This is a genomic window from Paraburkholderia sp. A1BS-2L (assembly GCF_051125205.1).
Taxonomy (GTDB): Bacteria; Pseudomonadota; Gammaproteobacteria; order Burkholderiales; family Burkholderiaceae; genus Paraburkholderia.
Window position 1 is genome coordinate 453,860 of sequence record NZ_CP120431.1, and the last position, 15,940, is coordinate 469,799.

Annotated in this window: 14 protein-coding genes and 1 pseudogene; 10 read left to right on the plus strand and 5 right to left on the minus strand. The window is 64.4% G+C overall.

Annotated elements, in window-relative coordinates:
• The first annotated feature begins 82 nt into the window (after positions 1-82).
• Complete coding sequence (locus tag P5W98_RS31920) at positions 83-1,423, plus strand: alkaline phosphatase family protein (RefSeq protein ID WP_421028424.1); 1,341 nt, start codon at positions 83-85, stop codon at positions 1,421-1,423.
• Positions 1,424-1,471: 48 nt separating this feature from the next.
• Positions 1,472-2,524, plus strand: a complete 1,053-nt coding sequence (locus P5W98_RS31925) for an IS630 family transposase (protein WP_421026256.1) — start codon at positions 1,472-1,474, stop codon at positions 2,522-2,524.
• Positions 2,525-2,533: 9 nt separating this feature from the next.
• Here the strand turns inward: P5W98_RS31925 and P5W98_RS31930 are convergent, their stop codons facing one another.
• On the minus strand, positions 2,534-3,199 hold the full coding sequence (locus tag P5W98_RS31930) for a hypothetical protein (RefSeq protein ID WP_421028425.1): 666 nt from the start codon (positions 3,197-3,199) through the stop codon (positions 2,534-2,536).
• Positions 3,200-3,207: 8 nt separating this feature from the next.
• On the minus strand, positions 3,208-3,723 hold the full coding sequence (locus P5W98_RS31935) for a glycoside hydrolase family 108 protein (RefSeq protein WP_421028426.1): 516 nt from the start codon (positions 3,721-3,723) through the stop codon (positions 3,208-3,210).
• Between the two features lie 200 nt (positions 3,724-3,923).
• On the opposite strand from P5W98_RS31935, the pseudogene P5W98_RS31940 reads away from it, so the two are divergent.
• Positions 3,924-4,319: pseudogene (locus P5W98_RS31940) on the plus strand (acyl-CoA dehydrogenase family protein); the annotation flags it as partial.
• A 444-nt stretch (positions 4,320-4,763) separates the two neighbouring features.
• Here P5W98_RS31940 and P5W98_RS31945 read toward each other — a convergent pair.
• A complete protein-coding gene (locus P5W98_RS31945) occupies positions 4,764-5,195 on the minus strand; it encodes a hypothetical protein (RefSeq protein ID WP_421028427.1) in 432 nt (143 codons plus the stop codon).
• A 489-nt stretch (positions 5,196-5,684) separates the two neighbouring features.
• Between P5W98_RS31945 and P5W98_RS31950 the strand changes: the two genes are divergently transcribed.
• On the plus strand, positions 5,685-7,079 hold the full coding sequence (locus P5W98_RS31950) for an MFS transporter (protein WP_421028428.1): 1,395 nt from the start codon (positions 5,685-5,687) through the stop codon (positions 7,077-7,079).
• A gap of 175 nt (positions 7,080-7,254) precedes the next feature.
• Here the strand turns inward: P5W98_RS31950 and P5W98_RS31955 are convergent, their stop codons facing one another.
• On the minus strand, positions 7,255-8,226 hold the full coding sequence (locus P5W98_RS31955; protein WP_421028429.1) for an alpha/beta hydrolase: 972 nt from the start codon (positions 8,224-8,226) through the stop codon (positions 7,255-7,257).
• 166 nt (positions 8,227-8,392) lie between these two features.
• Positions 8,393-9,310: a LysR family transcriptional regulator gene (locus P5W98_RS31960; RefSeq protein WP_421028430.1), complete on the minus strand. Its 918-nt coding sequence runs from the start codon at positions 9,308-9,310 to the stop codon at positions 8,393-8,395.
• Positions 9,311-9,463: 153 nt separating this feature from the next.
• Between P5W98_RS31960 and P5W98_RS31965 the strand changes: the two genes are divergently transcribed.
• The 6 genes from P5W98_RS31965 (at position 9,464) to P5W98_RS31990 (ending at position 15,861) form a co-directional block, all read left to right on the plus strand.
• Positions 9,464-10,228, plus strand: coding sequence for an SDR family NAD(P)-dependent oxidoreductase (locus P5W98_RS31965; protein WP_421028431.1), 765 nt, complete (start codon positions 9,464-9,466; stop codon positions 10,226-10,228).
• A gap of 225 nt (positions 10,229-10,453) precedes the next feature.
• Positions 10,454-11,374, plus strand: coding sequence for a LysR family transcriptional regulator (locus P5W98_RS31970; protein ID WP_421028432.1), 921 nt, complete (start codon positions 10,454-10,456; stop codon positions 11,372-11,374).
• A 175-nt stretch (positions 11,375-11,549) separates the two neighbouring features.
• Positions 11,550-12,983, plus strand: a complete 1,434-nt coding sequence (gene leuC, locus P5W98_RS31975) for a 3-isopropylmalate dehydratase large subunit (protein WP_421028433.1) — start codon at positions 11,550-11,552, stop codon at positions 12,981-12,983.
• Complete coding sequence (gene leuD, locus P5W98_RS31980; protein ID WP_421028434.1) at positions 12,983-13,621, plus strand: 3-isopropylmalate dehydratase small subunit; 639 nt, start codon at positions 12,983-12,985, stop codon at positions 13,619-13,621. The genes leuC and leuD overlap by 1 nt, the downstream gene beginning before the upstream one ends.
• A gap of 39 nt (positions 13,622-13,660) precedes the next feature.
• The gene (locus tag P5W98_RS31985; RefSeq protein ID WP_421028435.1) at positions 13,661-14,878 is read left to right on the plus strand and encodes a CaiB/BaiF CoA transferase family protein; all 1,218 of its coding nucleotides are present in this window, start codon (positions 13,661-13,663) and stop codon (positions 14,876-14,878) included.
• Entirely contained in the window at positions 14,875-15,861 is a 987-nt protein-coding gene (locus P5W98_RS31990; protein ID WP_421028436.1) for a hydroxymethylglutaryl-CoA lyase, read from the plus strand. Before P5W98_RS31985 ends, P5W98_RS31990 begins: the two co-directional genes overlap by 4 nt.
• The last annotated feature ends 79 nt before the right edge of the window (positions 15,862-15,940 follow it).

Here is a 15,940-nt window from a genome sequence, read left to right on the forward strand (position 1 = left end):
CCGTGTGACGTAGCAAGCGAGCTGTTCATCGTCCCATTCCCACCGCGAGATGGGTGTCCATGCCGAGCTTGAAGGTAGCCCTATGCCAGAGATCAAACACGTATTCGTCCTGATGCTGGAAAACCGCTCGTACGACAGCATCTTTGGCCTGTCCAACTTCACCGGCACGCTGCCGGGCGGCGGAGCCACCACGGCCAATGGGTTGCCGGCGGAGCCCATTGTCAATTACGGGCGAACCGGAACCTCATACACGCTAGGGCACGGCTCGCCCTATGCGCTGGGCTTCGATCCCGGCCATGAATTCACCGACGCGTGTGTCCAGTTATGTGGGCTGCAGGTTGCCAGCGGCGCCACCGTGCTCCACGACTCGCTCGTTCTTCCGCCAGGCAAATATCCGCCGTTGGCGGAGGCCCCTGCCAACACGGGTTTTGCCGCAACCTACGAAGATCATTCCGACAATGTCGCCGACGCCTTCAGCGTGTTCACGCCCGATCAACTGCCGGTACTGAACTTCCTGGCGCGTCAATTCTGCGTGTGCGACAACTGGTTTTCTTCCATGCCCGGACCCACGTGGCCCAACCGCTTCTTTGCAATCGCGGGCACTTCGTCCGGACTCGATCATTCGCCGAGCTCGGGACAAGTCTTTCAGGCGGTATTCACGAATGCGCCCATCTTCAACTTTCCGGCAGGCACGATATTTTCGGCCTTGCAGCCATCGGACTGGCTCGTCGTGCAGGGCGACGTCGCGCAGACCCGAGGCATTGCCGGCATACACAATTCGCTGAATCGATTTGTTTCGATGAACACGTTTCTGACGCAAATCGCGGCAGGGCAGGTGACGGAGAAATTCGTCTTTATCGAGCCTACCTACGATGCGACGAACGATTTCCGCAACGGCAACTCGATGCATCCGGCCTGCGATGTTTGCAAAGGCGAAGCGCTGGTCAAGCAGGTCTACGACGCGATTAGCGGTTCAGCGCTGTGGCCCAGTAGCGTGCTGCTGATCGTCTTCGACGAGCATGGCGGATTCTTCGATCACGTGACGCCTCCCGCCGCAGTGGCGCCGGGTTCGACCGACAATCCTGCGCTGAACACGCACAAGTTTGCATTCAACCAGCTTGGCGTGCGGGTGCCCGCGATCGTTGTCTCGCCTTTCGTGCAAGCCGGCACGATCGACCACACGCTGTACGACCACACGTCGATCCTGAAGACCACGGACGCCCTGCTCGGGCTTGACGGCGCATTGAATTTCACGGCGCGCGTGAAGGCGGCCAATGATTTCACCCAGGTCCTGAGTCTGGCCGCGCCTCGCACGAGCATTCCACAATGTCCGCAACCGCACGCGCCGGATTCATCGCGGCCAACGAGCGAGGGCACGCCGCGCGCAAAAGATCCTTTCCTGCCGCTGTATGCCCATCACTAGTCGATTGCGTCATTGAATTAGCACCCCGTCTGTGTTCAGATCTAGGTCATGGGAAAAATGAATCTGACAGATATTGAGCGGGAGCAACTGCTGTCGGCGGCGCGTAGCCGGACGGTGCGTGCGGCGGACGTGCGACGCGCGAAGTTGATCCTGATGCTCGAGGACGGCGAGTCGCGTGACAGCATCATGCGCACACTCGGTTGTGATTCTCGCTTCATCGCGCGCTGGTCGGCGCGATTCCTCAGTGAGCGGCTGGCCGGCATGTATGCCCGGCACCCCGGGCGTGCGCCCAGGCAGCCTCCCGCGAGACTGGAAGCGCGGGTGCTCAACCGAACCCTCAAACACAGGCCTGCCGACGGTTCGACACACTGGAGCAGCTACAAACTCGCGGCAGAACTCAGCGACGTGTCGGTCTCGACCGTGCAGCGCATCTGGCGCAAGCACGGCATCAAACCGCAGCAGCTGGGGCGGCACATGGTCTCCAACGACCCGGATTTCGAGGCCAAGGCGGCCGACGTGATCGGGCTGTACCTGAACCCACCGGCGCACGCAGCGGTGTTCTGCGTGGACGAGAAGACCGCGATCCAGGCGCTCGACCGCAAGGACCGGATGCTGCCGCTGTCACCGGGGCGTGCCGAGAGCCACGGCTTCGAGTACAAGCGCAACGGCACGCTCAGTCTGTTCGCGGCATTCAACACCGCCACCGGCGAGGTGTTGGGCAAAACGGCAGCACGCCACACCAGCGAACAGTTCGTGGCCTTCCTGACCGACGTCGTCGCCAGCCAGCCCAAACGCCGCGAAATCCATGTTATCTGCGACAACGTCAGCAGCCATAAGACGCATCGGGTCGCCGAGTTCCTCGATGCGCATCGCAACGTGCGCCTGCACTTCACGCCGACCTACTCGTCGTGGCTCAACCAGGTGGAGAACTGGTTCTCGCGCATCCAGCGCGATGTTATCGCGCGCGGCATCTTCACTTCGGTGAAGGATCTGGATCGCAAACTGATGCATTACATTCGCGAGCACAACAAGAACCCGAAGCCGATCAAGTGGAAATATGACGATCCTTCGCGTCGGATTCGAGTGGTGCCAATTCAATGACGCAGCGGACTAGGAGCCCTTTGTCGTCATTCTGGAGCGTGGCGGTCCTGAAGTTGACTGCTGCTGTTGCTGCCGTGAAGTAAGGACTGCCGTTAGTGCCTGGGTCTTTTGCGCGGAGCCTGCGCTAGAGCCAAAGTAGAAACCGATGACATTGGCCCAGCCGGTGCCAACCACACCCAGTAGTGTGTACAGCAGGTCTTTATAGAGTGTATTCACCTTGTCGCTAAAGAACATCAGGATGATCAGAATGGCGAAAAAGCCAATGCTAACCCCATAGGCCAATATCGAATTGGTGAAGTCATGCGAGGCGATCTGGCGTGCGCGCGCCCCTTCGATATCGCCATATTTCAGGCGCTGGGTTTGCTCGTCGTCCGAGATGACGGCCAAGGCGACCTCGGGGGCAAGTTGAGCGAGTCCGCTGCCGCTTTCCCGCAAGCGTAGCTGACAAGATTCCTCCGCAGCCAGAATGGCGTTTTGCATTGCAGGATTGCCTTTCTTCAAGACCGTGAGTATGTCGTCGGAGTTTGCCTGGACGTCTTGCAGCAGGCAACGCCCGAGCGCGGCGACCACAATGCCTGCGGAGGGGCCGCCGAGCGCTTGCGCAAGGCTCGGGGAAACCGGGCGGACGATGTTAGCGATTTGTGCCAGCTCGTTGTTGGTGGAGGTATCGGCCATGATCGGTCTCAAAGGATGTTGAGAAGTGATGTAGCGCGACTGACCCATCCGCGCAGAAAGATAATCTGCGACTGGTCTTTTGCAACGATATCGGCAATGGCGCCGAACCGCAGTGCGAGGATCGCGCGCGCGAGTTTCGGCGGATCGGTGCAAGCGGACAACGCACTCAGCGTATCGGTGCCCATTATCCCGTCAGCCTTGATTTGCAGCGCTTGCTGAAGCCAGCGCGTCGAACGCGATGTGCCGAACAACACGCCGGCGTCCACCACTGTGAGCTTGATCGTGCCGTCCGTGATGGGCCCGAACCCGGGTCGGGCGATGTAGTCGCGCTTGTAAATGGCGATCGCATCGTTGCGCGACATAATGCTGATCTGCTCGGCGCTCGCGGGGCCATGGAGTCCGAGAAAGCGGCCATAGTCGGCGGCGGTAATGCCGAAGTTGGTCGGGCCGCCGTGATCCGATGGGTTGTTGGTGAAGCCGCCTTCGAACCTCAGCACGTAGTCGATAATGTCGTCGTCAGTCATCGCCACGTCTCCTTTTTTCGAACTCCGGGAACGCATATCCATTAGGATTGCATCACGCTGATATCCATGAATTCTAGAAAACAGAAATGCCATAGACGGCGTGAAATTTAAAAAATGTGCGTTAGCGTACGGAAGGGATGTGAAGGAGATTGAAGTTGAAGCAGTGTTATGCGAACTGAATTTGTTTAATTGCCGAGACGCAAGCGGTAGGTATGGCACGAGCAGCATTCGAAGCGGCCGTGAAATACGCCAAAGAACGTGAGACCTTCAGAAAATCGTTGATTGAGCATCAGGCGGTCACGTTCCGATTGGCTGACATGGCAACGCAGATTGAAGCTGCGCGATTGATGGTGTGGCGGGGCGCACCGTTGAAGGATGCGGGCAAGGCATGTCTGACCTGGGCGTTAATCGCGAAGATGTTCGCGTCGGAGATTGCTGAGAAGGTTTGTTCCGATGCGATCCAGATTCACGGCGGCTGCGGCTACGTGTCGGATTTTCCGGTCGAGCGCATCTATCGCGATGTTCGAGTGTGCCAAATCTACGAAGGCGCAAACGACATCCAGCGAATAATGATTGGCCGGGCGATTGCGCAATGAGCCAAGTTCACGCAAGCCACCGGGAAGGGGGACGGCGCGCCGTCGCTGGTGGCTGAGGCTCCAGCGCTCCAGCCCTTTCGCCATCGGAGTTTGCGGCGAAACATCGGGCAACGGCGGATGCTCCTGCCGCTTTCCAGGAACTGGTTTAAAGAGGCTTTGCCAGAAGCCCATTGGCCCTGGGCAGGTCAACGCGCGCGTGACCAGCAGATTGAGATCGAGACGACGCAAACTATTGTGCCGTACTGCCGCGGGCTTCGACGTCTTGCTCTGGAGCGCCGCGCCCATTGCATTTCGTCCGCAGAATGCGGGAGGGTACGAGATCGCGGCGCTCACGCTGCGCGATGAGATCGCGCCGGGAAGCAGCGGTTTGCGGCTCATATCGAGCAGGCAGCAACGGCTGAGGCGCTATCGGGCTGACGCGTGAGGGTGGTGGATCGCAGGGCCTCAGTGCCCCGGGCCATCTTCGTGTACGCAACTGAGCACGAGCGTATCGCCAGGCGCCGCTTCGGCGCCAAGCGCAGCGTCATGCACCTCGCGGCTGCCGCATCGCCATCTTGCGCGGTAGTCGACGCGGCAGGTTCGGGCGGCAGTGGCGTTTCGCGTCGAAGTCAGTGACTCGCCGACGCGGGCCGGCAGCGAATGGATCGCCCGCGCGTCGAGTACATAGCCGCAGGTCCGCAGACCGTTACAGCGCCGCGCGAGTTCGCGCGTGACGTTGCCGTGCGGCGCGCCGCAACTGGCGCCCCATGTGCCGGAAACGATGGCGATTGCCGGCGCAGCAGCGGGTTTCAGCGTGTTCGCAGCGACGCTTTCCGACCATACGGCGCAAGTGACGAAGGCCAGCGTGCCCAGCAGGATCCAGCCGGCGGGTCTCATGATGCGCCTCCTTCCTGGCCGGGATGAATGCCTGCTCCCGGCCCATATAGAGCACTTCGCTCCAGTCAATGATAGGTCGCCTGACGACGCGCGCCCGCCTCTGGTGCGTGAGTACGCTGCGGTGCACCAATAGCTTTCATCGATCGCACAGGGATGGTGGGCGCACAGCGCCGGGCCGGCCGCCAAGCGGGCATCTAGCGCCTGTTTTGCCGTTGGCATGCAGATTGCTTGATACGCCGCGAGGCCAACGACGGCCTCGGTGATTTCAGTTCGTCCCGCACGCGCGGGACGATTGCAGGCGGCGACTACGAGCAAGGCGGGGCAAAGGCGTCCCGAGGCGGCATCGCATGAAGCGCAACAGTTTCATGCGGATGCGCCTCGGGACGCTTTTTTATGCCCTGTGCCGCCGACGAATGAAATATCGGATTGCGAAGTAAATGGAACCGGGCGCCGCTGGCGCGCACAGACGCATTACCTGGAGAGAGCCTCGTGAAAGATCTTTTGAGTTCGCTGAAGAGTGGCAACTGGCGCGCGCTGGTGGCGTGTTTTCTATACTTCGACACCGGATTTACGGTGTGGGTGATGTTTGGCCCGCTTGCGCCGTTTATTCAGAAGGACGTGGCGATGACGCCGGCCGAACTCGGCTTGCTCGTCGCGGTGCCGGTGCTGGGCGCGGCAATATTGCGCGTGACGCTGGGCAACCTCTACCAGGCCTGCGATGGCCGCAAGGTCGCGCTGATGGGCATTGCGCTCTCGGCCATTCCCGCCCTCGTGCTGCTGATGATGCCGGGCGCGCCGTCCTATACGCTGCTGCTCGTGCTCGGCGTGTTGCTGGGCGTGGGCGGCGCGAGCTTCGCGGTGGCGTTGCCGATGGCGGGCAGCAACTATCCGCCGAAGGTGCAAGGCCTCGTGCTAGGCCTCGCCGCTGCCGGCAACATCGGCGCGGTGCTCGACGGCTTCCTGTTCCCGGGGCTCGCCAACAGCCATGGATGGATGCGCGCTACGGGCGCGGCGCTGCCGCTGCTCGGCCTCGCCGCCATGGCAGTGTGCTTCTGGGCCCGCGATCTCGGCGAGAAGTCGGGCAGCGCGCGCGAGGCGCTGCGCGCATTTTGCATCGCGCTGGCAGGCCTGATCGCGCTCGTGCTCGCCGTGCATGCGGGCGTGTTCGGCGCCGGCAAGACCGGCGTGCTGCTGCTGCCCGTGATGGGCGCGCTGCTCGCGATCGCCGTGCTGCCGCGCCACTATCGCGGCGTGCTCGCGGAGGGCGACACCTGGGTCGTCATGCTCGTGTACAGCATCACGTTCGGCGGCTTCGTGGGCATGTCGTCGTACGTGACGACGCTGCTGGTGTCGCTCTACCAGGTGCCCAAACTCGAAGCCGGCGTGATCATGTCGCTGCTTGCGCTGACTGGCGCGATGGTGCGCCCGATCGGCGGGCTAGTCGCCGACCGCATCTCGGGCGTGCGCGCGCTGGTGCTGCTGCTTGCGGCCATCTCGCTGTGCGACTTCGCGTTCGCCGCGTGGATGCCGCCGTTTGGTGCGGGTATCGCGCTGCTTGCGTTCACTTATGTGTGCTTCGGCCTGGGCAACGGCGCCACGTTCCAGCTCGTGCCGCGCCGCTGGCAGGGCCGCACGGGCCTGATGTCAGGCATCGTGGGTGCGGCGGGCGGCATTGGCGGGTTCTATCTGCCCGTGATCATGGGCATCGCGCGCGAAAGCACGGGCAGCTACCAGATGGGCTTTGCGACCTTCGGCGTGCTCGCGGCGCTCGCGTTCATGCTGGTGCTCGCGCACCGCGCGCGCTGGCTCGAATGGGCGCTGCCGCAGGAGAGTGTTGTAGGGCAGCCGGCCGTGCAGGCCGTGGAGGCAAGCGCCGGCAATTGAGCAGCGCATTGCTGCTTTGATTGGGGCGCTTCGGGACTAACCGGAGCGCCCTTCGCGCGCGATGCCGAGACGTTTTGTTGCAGCGAGGAAGGTGGTGGTATCGAATGCGCGTTGTTCGATGGGCATATTCGGTCCACTGCTGCCGGTCGACGCAACGCGACAGACAGGGCGGTTTTCAAGGTGCTTGAAGACGCGTCTTCAACGCGTGTGCCATCTGCTGCATGGCGGCGCGCGTCGGGGCGTCAGCGGCGAGCGCGTTGAGCAGGCCGAAGTCGTGAATCGTCCCTTTGTACTGGGTCGTCGTCACGTCGTTGCCCGCCTGGTCGAGCCGATGTCCGTATGCCTCGCCTTCGTCGCGCAGCACGTCGAACTGCGCGGTCTCAATGAGTGCGGGCGGCAAACCCTTCAGTTCGTCGATCGAGGCGCGCAGCGGCGATGCGTAACGTCCGTTGCGCTCGCGTTCATTGCTCGTGTACGCGTCCCAGAACCACTTCATCATGTCGCGGCTGAGGAAGTAGCCGTTCGCAAAAGCGTCGTACGAGGCGTTGTCGAACGCGTGGTCCGTCACCGGCCACATGAGCCCCTGGAAGCGGATGGCAGGGCCCTGCCGGTCCTTCGCCATCTGGCTGACGACCGCCGCCATGTTGCCGCCCACGCTGTTGCCCACGACGGCCAGGCGCGCACCATCGACGCCGATTTCCTCGCCATGCGCGGCGACCCACTTCGTCGCCGCATAAGCCTCGTTGATCGCGGCCGGATAGCGGGCCTCGGGCGAAGGTGTGTATTCGACGAACACTGCGGCTGCGCCCGACTGGACGACGAGGTCGCGCACCAGACGCTCATGCGTCGGATAATCGCCGAGAATCCAGCCGCCACCGTGGAAGAACATGAACACGGGCAGCACGCCGCGCGCGTTCTGCGGCTTGACGACCACGACCGGCACGACGAGGCCATCCTGTTCGATCGTACGTCGCGTGACGTCGATGCCCGAAACGTCGACCGGCACGCTGCGCTGGGCGCCCGCCAGAACTTCGCGCGCTTCGGCGGGGGCGAGCGTTTCGATCGCCGGGCCGGTTGCGCCGTTGAGCGCAGCGAGGAAGGCGACGGTTGCGGTATCGGGCGAATTCGGCGTGGTTTGCGTGTTCATCGTGATTCTCCTTTTCCGTATGGTCGAGTGGCTTTCGACGCGTGATGTCGTGCAGCCGGTCGATAGGAGAATACGGATTGCGCGATATTTGCGAAATGGAAGTTTTCTAAACTTACTATTGCATAAATGCAATGATGCGGGCCGGCTCGCCGAATCGGCCAGCACACTACTTCGGCCATCGCCACGATGGCTCGCAGAGATGTTCCGCAAAGAAGTCGGACAGCGCGGCCACCTTCGCAGGACGCGCGCGCGCCGACGGCGTGACGAAGTAAAGACCGCCCTTCGTGAGCGACCAGTCGGTGAGGATCGCTTCGAGGCGGCCATCGGCCAGATATTCGGCGGCGATGAATTCGGGCAGCTCGGCGATCGCGAGGCCATCGAGCAGCGTGGGCAGCAGCGCATCGGCGTTCGTCACGCGCAGCGGGCCGGTTGGCATGACCGGCTCCTCCTCGCCCGCCGCGTTCGTAAAGCGCCACACGTCGCTGCGCGCGCGGTACGCGTATGAAAGGCATGGCCGGTCGATCAGCTCACGCGGATGGGCGGGCCGCCCTTCGCGCTCCAGATACGCCGGCGACGCCACCACGAATTGCGTGACCGCGCATAGCCGCCGCGCGACCAGCGACGAATCCGGCAACGCGGCAATGCGCAGCGCGGCGTCGAACCCGTCGGCGACCAGATCGACCGACGCATCCGATAGATGCAGGTCGATCGACACCTCCGGATACGCGCGAAAGAACGCGGGCAGCAGCGGCGCGACCCAGCGCAGCCCGAACGACATCGGCACGGCCAGACGCACCAGTCCGCGTGGCTGCACCGACATCTCGCGCGCGGCGCTCTCCGCTTCTTCGGCCTGACGGTAGATCTCGCCGGCCTTCTCGCAGATCGTCCGGCCGAACTCGGTGAGCGAGAGCTGGCGCGACGTGCGGTTGAAGAGCCGCGCGCCCAGCCGGTCTTCCAGACGGGCGACGCCGCGCGAGACCGTTGCCACCGACACCCCCATCGCGCGCGCCGCGGCCGCGAACGATCCTTCCTCGGCGACCTTCGCGAACATCGCGAGTCCTTCGAAATCAGGCAGCTTCGCCATTTCCCCTCATCTTTTCATTTTTGCAACGTTGGATTGCAATCAATTCTATTTCGAAAAGAAGCGGCCGTCGATATTCTCCTCACATCGCAGCACGCAACACCGAACGCAGTCATTCACGCAGTCATTCACCTGGCGAACGAAAGGAGAAACACCATGGCACGCAAACTCGACAACAAGATCGCACTCGTTACCGGCGCAACCAGCGGCATCGGCCTCGCCACGGCACAGCGCTTTGCCGCAGAAGGCGCGCACGTCTACCTCACCGGCCGCCGTCAGGCCGAACTCGATGCCGCGGTGAAGCGCATCCGCGAAGCCGGCGGCAACGCGACCGGCGTGCGCGTCGACTCGACGAAGCTTGGTGAACTCGACGCGCTGTATGCGCAGATCAAGGAAGAGCACGGGCGCCTCGACGTGCTGTTCGCGAACGCCGGCGGCGGTTCGATGCTGCCGCTGGGCGATATCACCGAAGAGCACTACGACGACACCTTCGATCGCAACGTGAAGGGCGTGCTGTTCACCGTGCAAAAGGCGCTGCCGCTGCTCGCCGAGGGCGCATCGGTGATTCTCGCCGGCTCGACGGCGGGCAGCGCGGGCACGGCTGCATTCAGCGTGTATTCGGCTTCGAAGGCCGCAGTGCGCGCCTTCGCACGCAGCTGGATTCTCGATTTGAAGGACCGCCGCATCCGCGTGAACACGGTGAGCCCGGGTGCGACCCGCACACCCGGCCTGCTCGACCTGGCTGGTGACGATGCCGCCCAGCGCCAGGGTCTCGCCGATTACCTGGCTGCGCAGATCCCGATGGGACGTCTTGGCGAACCCGGCGAGATTGCAAGTGCGGCGCTGTTCCTGGCCTCTGACGACGCGAGCTTCGTGAACGGCATCGAGCTGTTCGTCGATGGCGGCCAGCAGCAGGTCTGACTGCAGATCGGATGACGCGGGCAATCGCGGGCGGCGGGGCGCCGATGATGACGTCGTCGTGATCGATGAAGTGCAGCTTACGATGGTTGCGCGAGACGACACGGATGTCGTGCTAGTCGAGCCTTTACGATCGGGCCACTGCGTCCGTCGGCTGGACTGTGCCCAGAGCGAATGCCCGGTTCATTCCTCATAATGGAGTCTTTGCCGTCGTTGGAATGTCCGCAAATGAATCTCCATCGTCTCGATCTCGTCTCGCTCTCGTTGTTCGCGCTGGTCGTCCGCAGCGGCAGCATCAGCAAGGGCGCCGAGCTCGCCCATCTCGCCGTGGGGGCAGCCAGCAAGCGCATCGCGGACCTCGAAGCGGCGGTCGGCACGCCGCTCCTCGAGCGTCATTCGCGCGGCATCACGCTAACCGCTGCGGGTGAGGCGCTCAAACAGCATGCGCAGCGCATCCTCAGCGACGTCGATCTGATGACGGCCGACATGTCGGACTATGCGGCCGGGGTAGCGGGCGTCGTGCGGCTCTGGGCCAACACGTCGGCGGTCACGCAGTTTCTGCCCTCGGACATCGCGGCGTTCAATGCGGCTAATCCGGAAATCCGCATCGAGCTCGAGGAGCAGGACAGCGAACAGGTGGCGCTCGCCGTGGTGGACGGGGCGGCCGACTTCGGCATCATGGCCGACCAGATGCCGACGTTCGGCCTGCAGACCATGCCGTACCGCAGTGACCGGCTCGTGGTGGTGGCGCCGGGCGGCCATCCGCTGACGCAGCGTGAAACGGTGTCTTTCGCCGATGCGCTGGCATTCGATTTTGTGAGTCTCTCGCGCGGCACCTCGCTCGCGAGGCGCCTGAAGGCCGCCACGGCCTTCACCGGCGCTCAGCTGAAGCTGCGCATCCAGGTCCGCAGCTTCGACGCGATGTGCCTGATGGTCGCCGCCGGACTGGGCATCGCCGTGCTGCCCGACGCGGCCGTGCGCCCGCATCTTCGCTCGATGGACCTGCACAGGATCGATCTTGCCGAAGACTGGGCCGTGCGCGACCTACTGATCTGCGCGCGCGACCTGAGTGCGTTGCCGAAGCCGGCGCGGCTGCTCATCAATCATCTGGTGGGCTCTGCTTCGCAACCGCCAGCCGGGCCGAAGTGATGTCTGCGCCCACGGGCGCGCGGCGAGCTTTCGCGTTTCGCGAAAGCTCGCTTCCACATCGTGTCATTCCGCCCATGGCCATGCGCGCGCAGAATGCCTCTCCATAGGCCGCAGCCTCGCCCGCCAGGGCGACGGACTGCGAGGCAATCATTAGCCGAATCCAGGAGACACATTGATGGAGTCCGCGAGCACGCCCCGCACGCTCTTCGACAAGCTGTGGCAAAGCCACGTCGTCGCCCAGACGCCCGATGGCCCGACGCTGCTCTATGTCGACCGCCACCTCGTCTACGAGGTGACGAGTCCGCAGGCGTTCGAAGCACTGCGCATGGCGGGCCGCAAGCCCTGGCGCGCCGGCACGGTGCTTGCCGTCGCCGATCACAACGTGCCGACGCTCGCCGCCGAGCGCACCAGCATCGACGCCATCGCGGACCCGCTCTCGCGCATGCAGGTCGCCCAGCTCGACACCAACTGCAACGAATTCGGCATCCGAACCTACGGCCTTCGCGACGCGCGGCAGGGCATCATCCACGTGGTCGGTCCGGAGCAGGGCGCGACGCTGCCCGGCATGACGGTCGTGGCCGGCGACTCGCACACGAGCACGCACGGCGCCTTCGCGGCGCTCGCGTTCGGGGTGGGCACCTCGGAAGTGGAGCACGTGCTGGCGACGCAGTGCCTCTCGGTCGAAAAAATGAAGTCGATGCGCGTCGAAGTCGAAGGCGCGCTGCCGCCAGGCGTGAGCGCCAAGGACCTCGTGCTTGCCATCATCGGCAAGCTCGGCACGGCGGGAGGCACGGGCTACGCGATGGAGTTCGCGGGCGGCACGATCCGCGCGCTCTCGATGGAAGGGCGCATGACGCTGTGCAACATGGCGATCGAAGCCGGCGCGCGCGTGGGGCTCATCGGTGTGGACGACGTGACGCTCGACTACGTGAAGGGTCGCCCGTTCGCGCCGGGCGAAGCGCACTGGGACGCCGCGGTGAAGTACTGGCGCACGCTGGTGAGCGACGAGGGCGCGCAGTTCGACAAGACCGTGCGCATCGACGCGACGCAGCTCAAGCCGATGGTGACCTGGGGCACTTCGCCCGAGATGGTGGTGCCGGTCGACGGCATGGTGCCCGACCCCGCCGCCGAGGCCGACCCGGTGCGCCGCGCCGGCATGACGCGCGCGCTCGACTACATGGGCCTCGAGCCTGGCACGCCGATCGGGCGCATCGGGCTCGACAAGGTATTTATCGGCTCGTGCACGAACGCACGCATCGAAGACCTGCGCGCCGCCGCGGCGGTCGTGAAGGGCCGCCGCGTCGCGCCCACCATCCAGCTGGCGCTGGTGGTGCCAGGCTCCGGGCTCGTCAAGGCACAGGCGGAAGCCGAAGGGCTCGACGCCGTGTTCAGGGCAGCGGGCTTCGAATGGCGCGAGCCCGGCTGCTCGATGTGCCTGGGCATGAACGACGACCGCCTGCGCCCGGGCGAGCGCTGTGCCTCCACGTCCAACCGCAATTTCGAGGGGCGCCAGGGCCCCGGCGGCCGCAGCCACCTCGTGAGCCCCGCCATGGCCGCGGCGGCGGCTGTTACCGGCCACTTTGTCGACGTTTCCCGTGGAGTGATCTGATGCAAGCCTTTACCCGACTCGATGCGCTCGTCGTGCCGCTCGACCGCGCGAACGTCGACACCGACGCGATCATTCCCAAGCAGTTCATGAAGTCGGTGAAGCGCACCGGCTTCGGCGCCAATCTCTTCGACGAGTGGCGTTATCTGGACCACGGCGAGCCGGGCCAGGACCTGGCGACGCGCCGGCCGAATCCGGATTTTCCGCTCAACCAGCCGCGCTACGCGGGCGCGCAGATCCTGCTCACGCGCGAGAACTTCGGCTGCGGATCGAGCCGCGAGCACGCAGCCTGGGCGCTGGCGGATTTCGGCATCCGCGCGCTGATCGCGCCGAGCTTCGCGGACATCTTCTACGGCAACTGCTTCAAGAACGGCATGCTGCCCGTGCGCCTGCCCGAGCGTGCCGTAGCGGCGCTGTTCGATCTCACCGCACGCACGCCGGGCCTGCGCATCGAGATCGATTTACAGGCGCAGATCGTGCGGCCCGCCGGCGGCGACGCCATCTCGTTCGAGATCGAGGCCGAGCGCAAGCGCCGGCTGTTCAATGGTCTCGACGATGTCTCGCTCACGCTCGAGCAGGCCGACACGATCCGCGCCTACGAGCGCGAGCGCAGCGCGCGCGAACCCTGGCTCTTTGGCTAAGCGGTTTCACGTGCCCACCGTATTTCAGGAGTGAGTGTGATGAGTGCCCAATCTTCCCTGCCGCTTTCGCCCGCCGCGCTCAAAGGCGTGCGCGTGATCGAGATGGGACAACTGATCGCCGGGCCGTTCGCGGGCAAGACGCTCGGCGAATTCGGCGCCGAGGTCGTCAAGATCGAGCCGCCCGGCGCCGGCGATCCGCTGCGCAACTGGCGCCTGATGAAAGACGGCACCTCCGTCTGGTGGCAGGTGCAGTCGCGCAACAAGCGCTCGCTTGCGCTCGATCTGCGCAGCGCCGAAGGCCAGGAGATCGCGCGCACGCTGATCGCCGAGGCCGACGTGCTCATCGAGAACTTCCGTCCGGGCACGCTCGAAGGCTGGGGCATGAGTTACGAGGCGCTCGCGGAAGTCAATCCGCGCCTCATCATGCTGCGCATTTCGGGTTACGGCCAGACCGGCCCGTACCGCGATCTGCCGGGCTTCGGCTCGATCGGGGAAGCGATGGGCGGGCTGCGCCATTTGACCGGCGAGCCCGGGCGTGTGCCGGTGCGCTGCGGCATCTCGATCGGCGACACGCTCGCCGCGCTGCATGGCGTGATCGGCGTGCTCACGGCGCTCTATCACCGCGACGCAAACGGCGGCAAGGGGCAGGTGATCGACGTGGCGCTGCACGAAGCCGTTTTCAACGTGATGGAAAGCCTCATTCCCGAGTACAGCGCGTTCGGCGCCGTGCGCGAAGCCGCCGGCAGCGCGCTGCCGGGCATCGCGCCGTCCAACGCGTACCGCTGCGCCGATGGCTACGTGCTTATCGCAGGCAACGGCGACAGCATCTTCCGCCGACTGATGATGGCGATCGGCCGTGGCGATCTCGCCGACGATCCCGCGCTCGCGAACAACGCAGGCCGCGTCGCGCGCGTGGACGAGCTCGACCGCGCCATCGAGGCATGGACCGTCGGGCGTTCCAGCGAAGCGGTGCTGGCCACGCTGACCGAGTCGCGCGTGCCAGCAGGCAAGATCTACACGGCCCGCGATATCGCAGAGGACTCGCACTACCGCGCGCGCGACATGATCCTGCGGCAGCCTACGCGCGACGGCTACGAAGTGGACGTACCGGGCATCGTGCCCAAGCTCATGGGCACGCCTGGCAGCGTGCGCTCGTCGGCGCCCAGGCTCGGCGACGACACCGAAAGCATCCTGCGCGAGATCGGTCTTGCCGAAAGCCAGATCGCCGCGCTGCGCGAAAAAGGAGTGATTGCATGAACGTCTGGAGTGGAGAGCGCCGGCGCATTTACATGCAGGAAGTCGGCACACGAGATGGGTTCCAGTCCGAAGGAACCTTCGTCGAGACTAATGAGAAGATCGCGCTCATCGATGCGCTTTCGCGCACCGGCGTTGCCAAGATCGAAGTGACGGCGTTCGTGTCGCCCAAGGCGATTCCCGCACTGAGCGATGCCGAAGCGGTGCTGCGCGCAATCGAGCGCCGGCCCGGCGTGGTCTACACGGCGCTCGTGCCCAACGTGCGCGGCGCCGAACGCGCGATCGAGGCGCGCGCCGACGAGCTCAATCTTGTGATGTCCGCCACCGAGAGCCACAATCTCTCGAATCTGCGCATGATCCGCGAGCAGTCTTTCGACGGGCTGAAGCAGGTGGCCGCGCTCGCCCGCGAGGCGGGCCTCGCCGTGAATATCTCGCTGTCCTGCGCATTCGGCTGCCCGATGGAAGGCGACGTACCGGACGCGACCGTGCTCGAATGGACGCAGCGCTTCATCGAAGAGGCGGGCGCGCGCGGTGTGACGCTGTGCGACACGACCGGCATGGCGTATCCGCGGCAGGTCGCGGCGCTCACGGCGCAATGCCTCGCACGCTGGCCGCAAACCGAATTCACGCTGCATTTTCACAATACGCGCGGCATGGGGCTCGCCAATGTGCTCGCCGCGATCGATGCCGGCGCGGATCGCTTTGACGCGTCGCTCGGCGGCATCGGCGGCTGTCCCTACGCGCCGGGCGCGAGCGGCAACGTCTGCAGTGAGGAAATCGTGCATGCGCTCGAACTGATGGGCTACGACACAGGCGTCGACCTGGCGGCGCTCATCGCGGCGTCGAAGCGACTACCCGCACTGATCGGCCACGACACGCCAAGCCAGATCGTGAAAGCAGGGCAGCGGCTGGATCTGCATCCGCTGCCCGCCGATTTTGCGGCTATCCGCGAGCGGGCCGCGCAGCGCGGCAGTATTTCAATTTAGTATCGCCAATCAAATCGCATTGACAGAAAGATCGCGGTTTTACCCGAAGACGAACACAGAAAGCGTCGAAACCACGTTC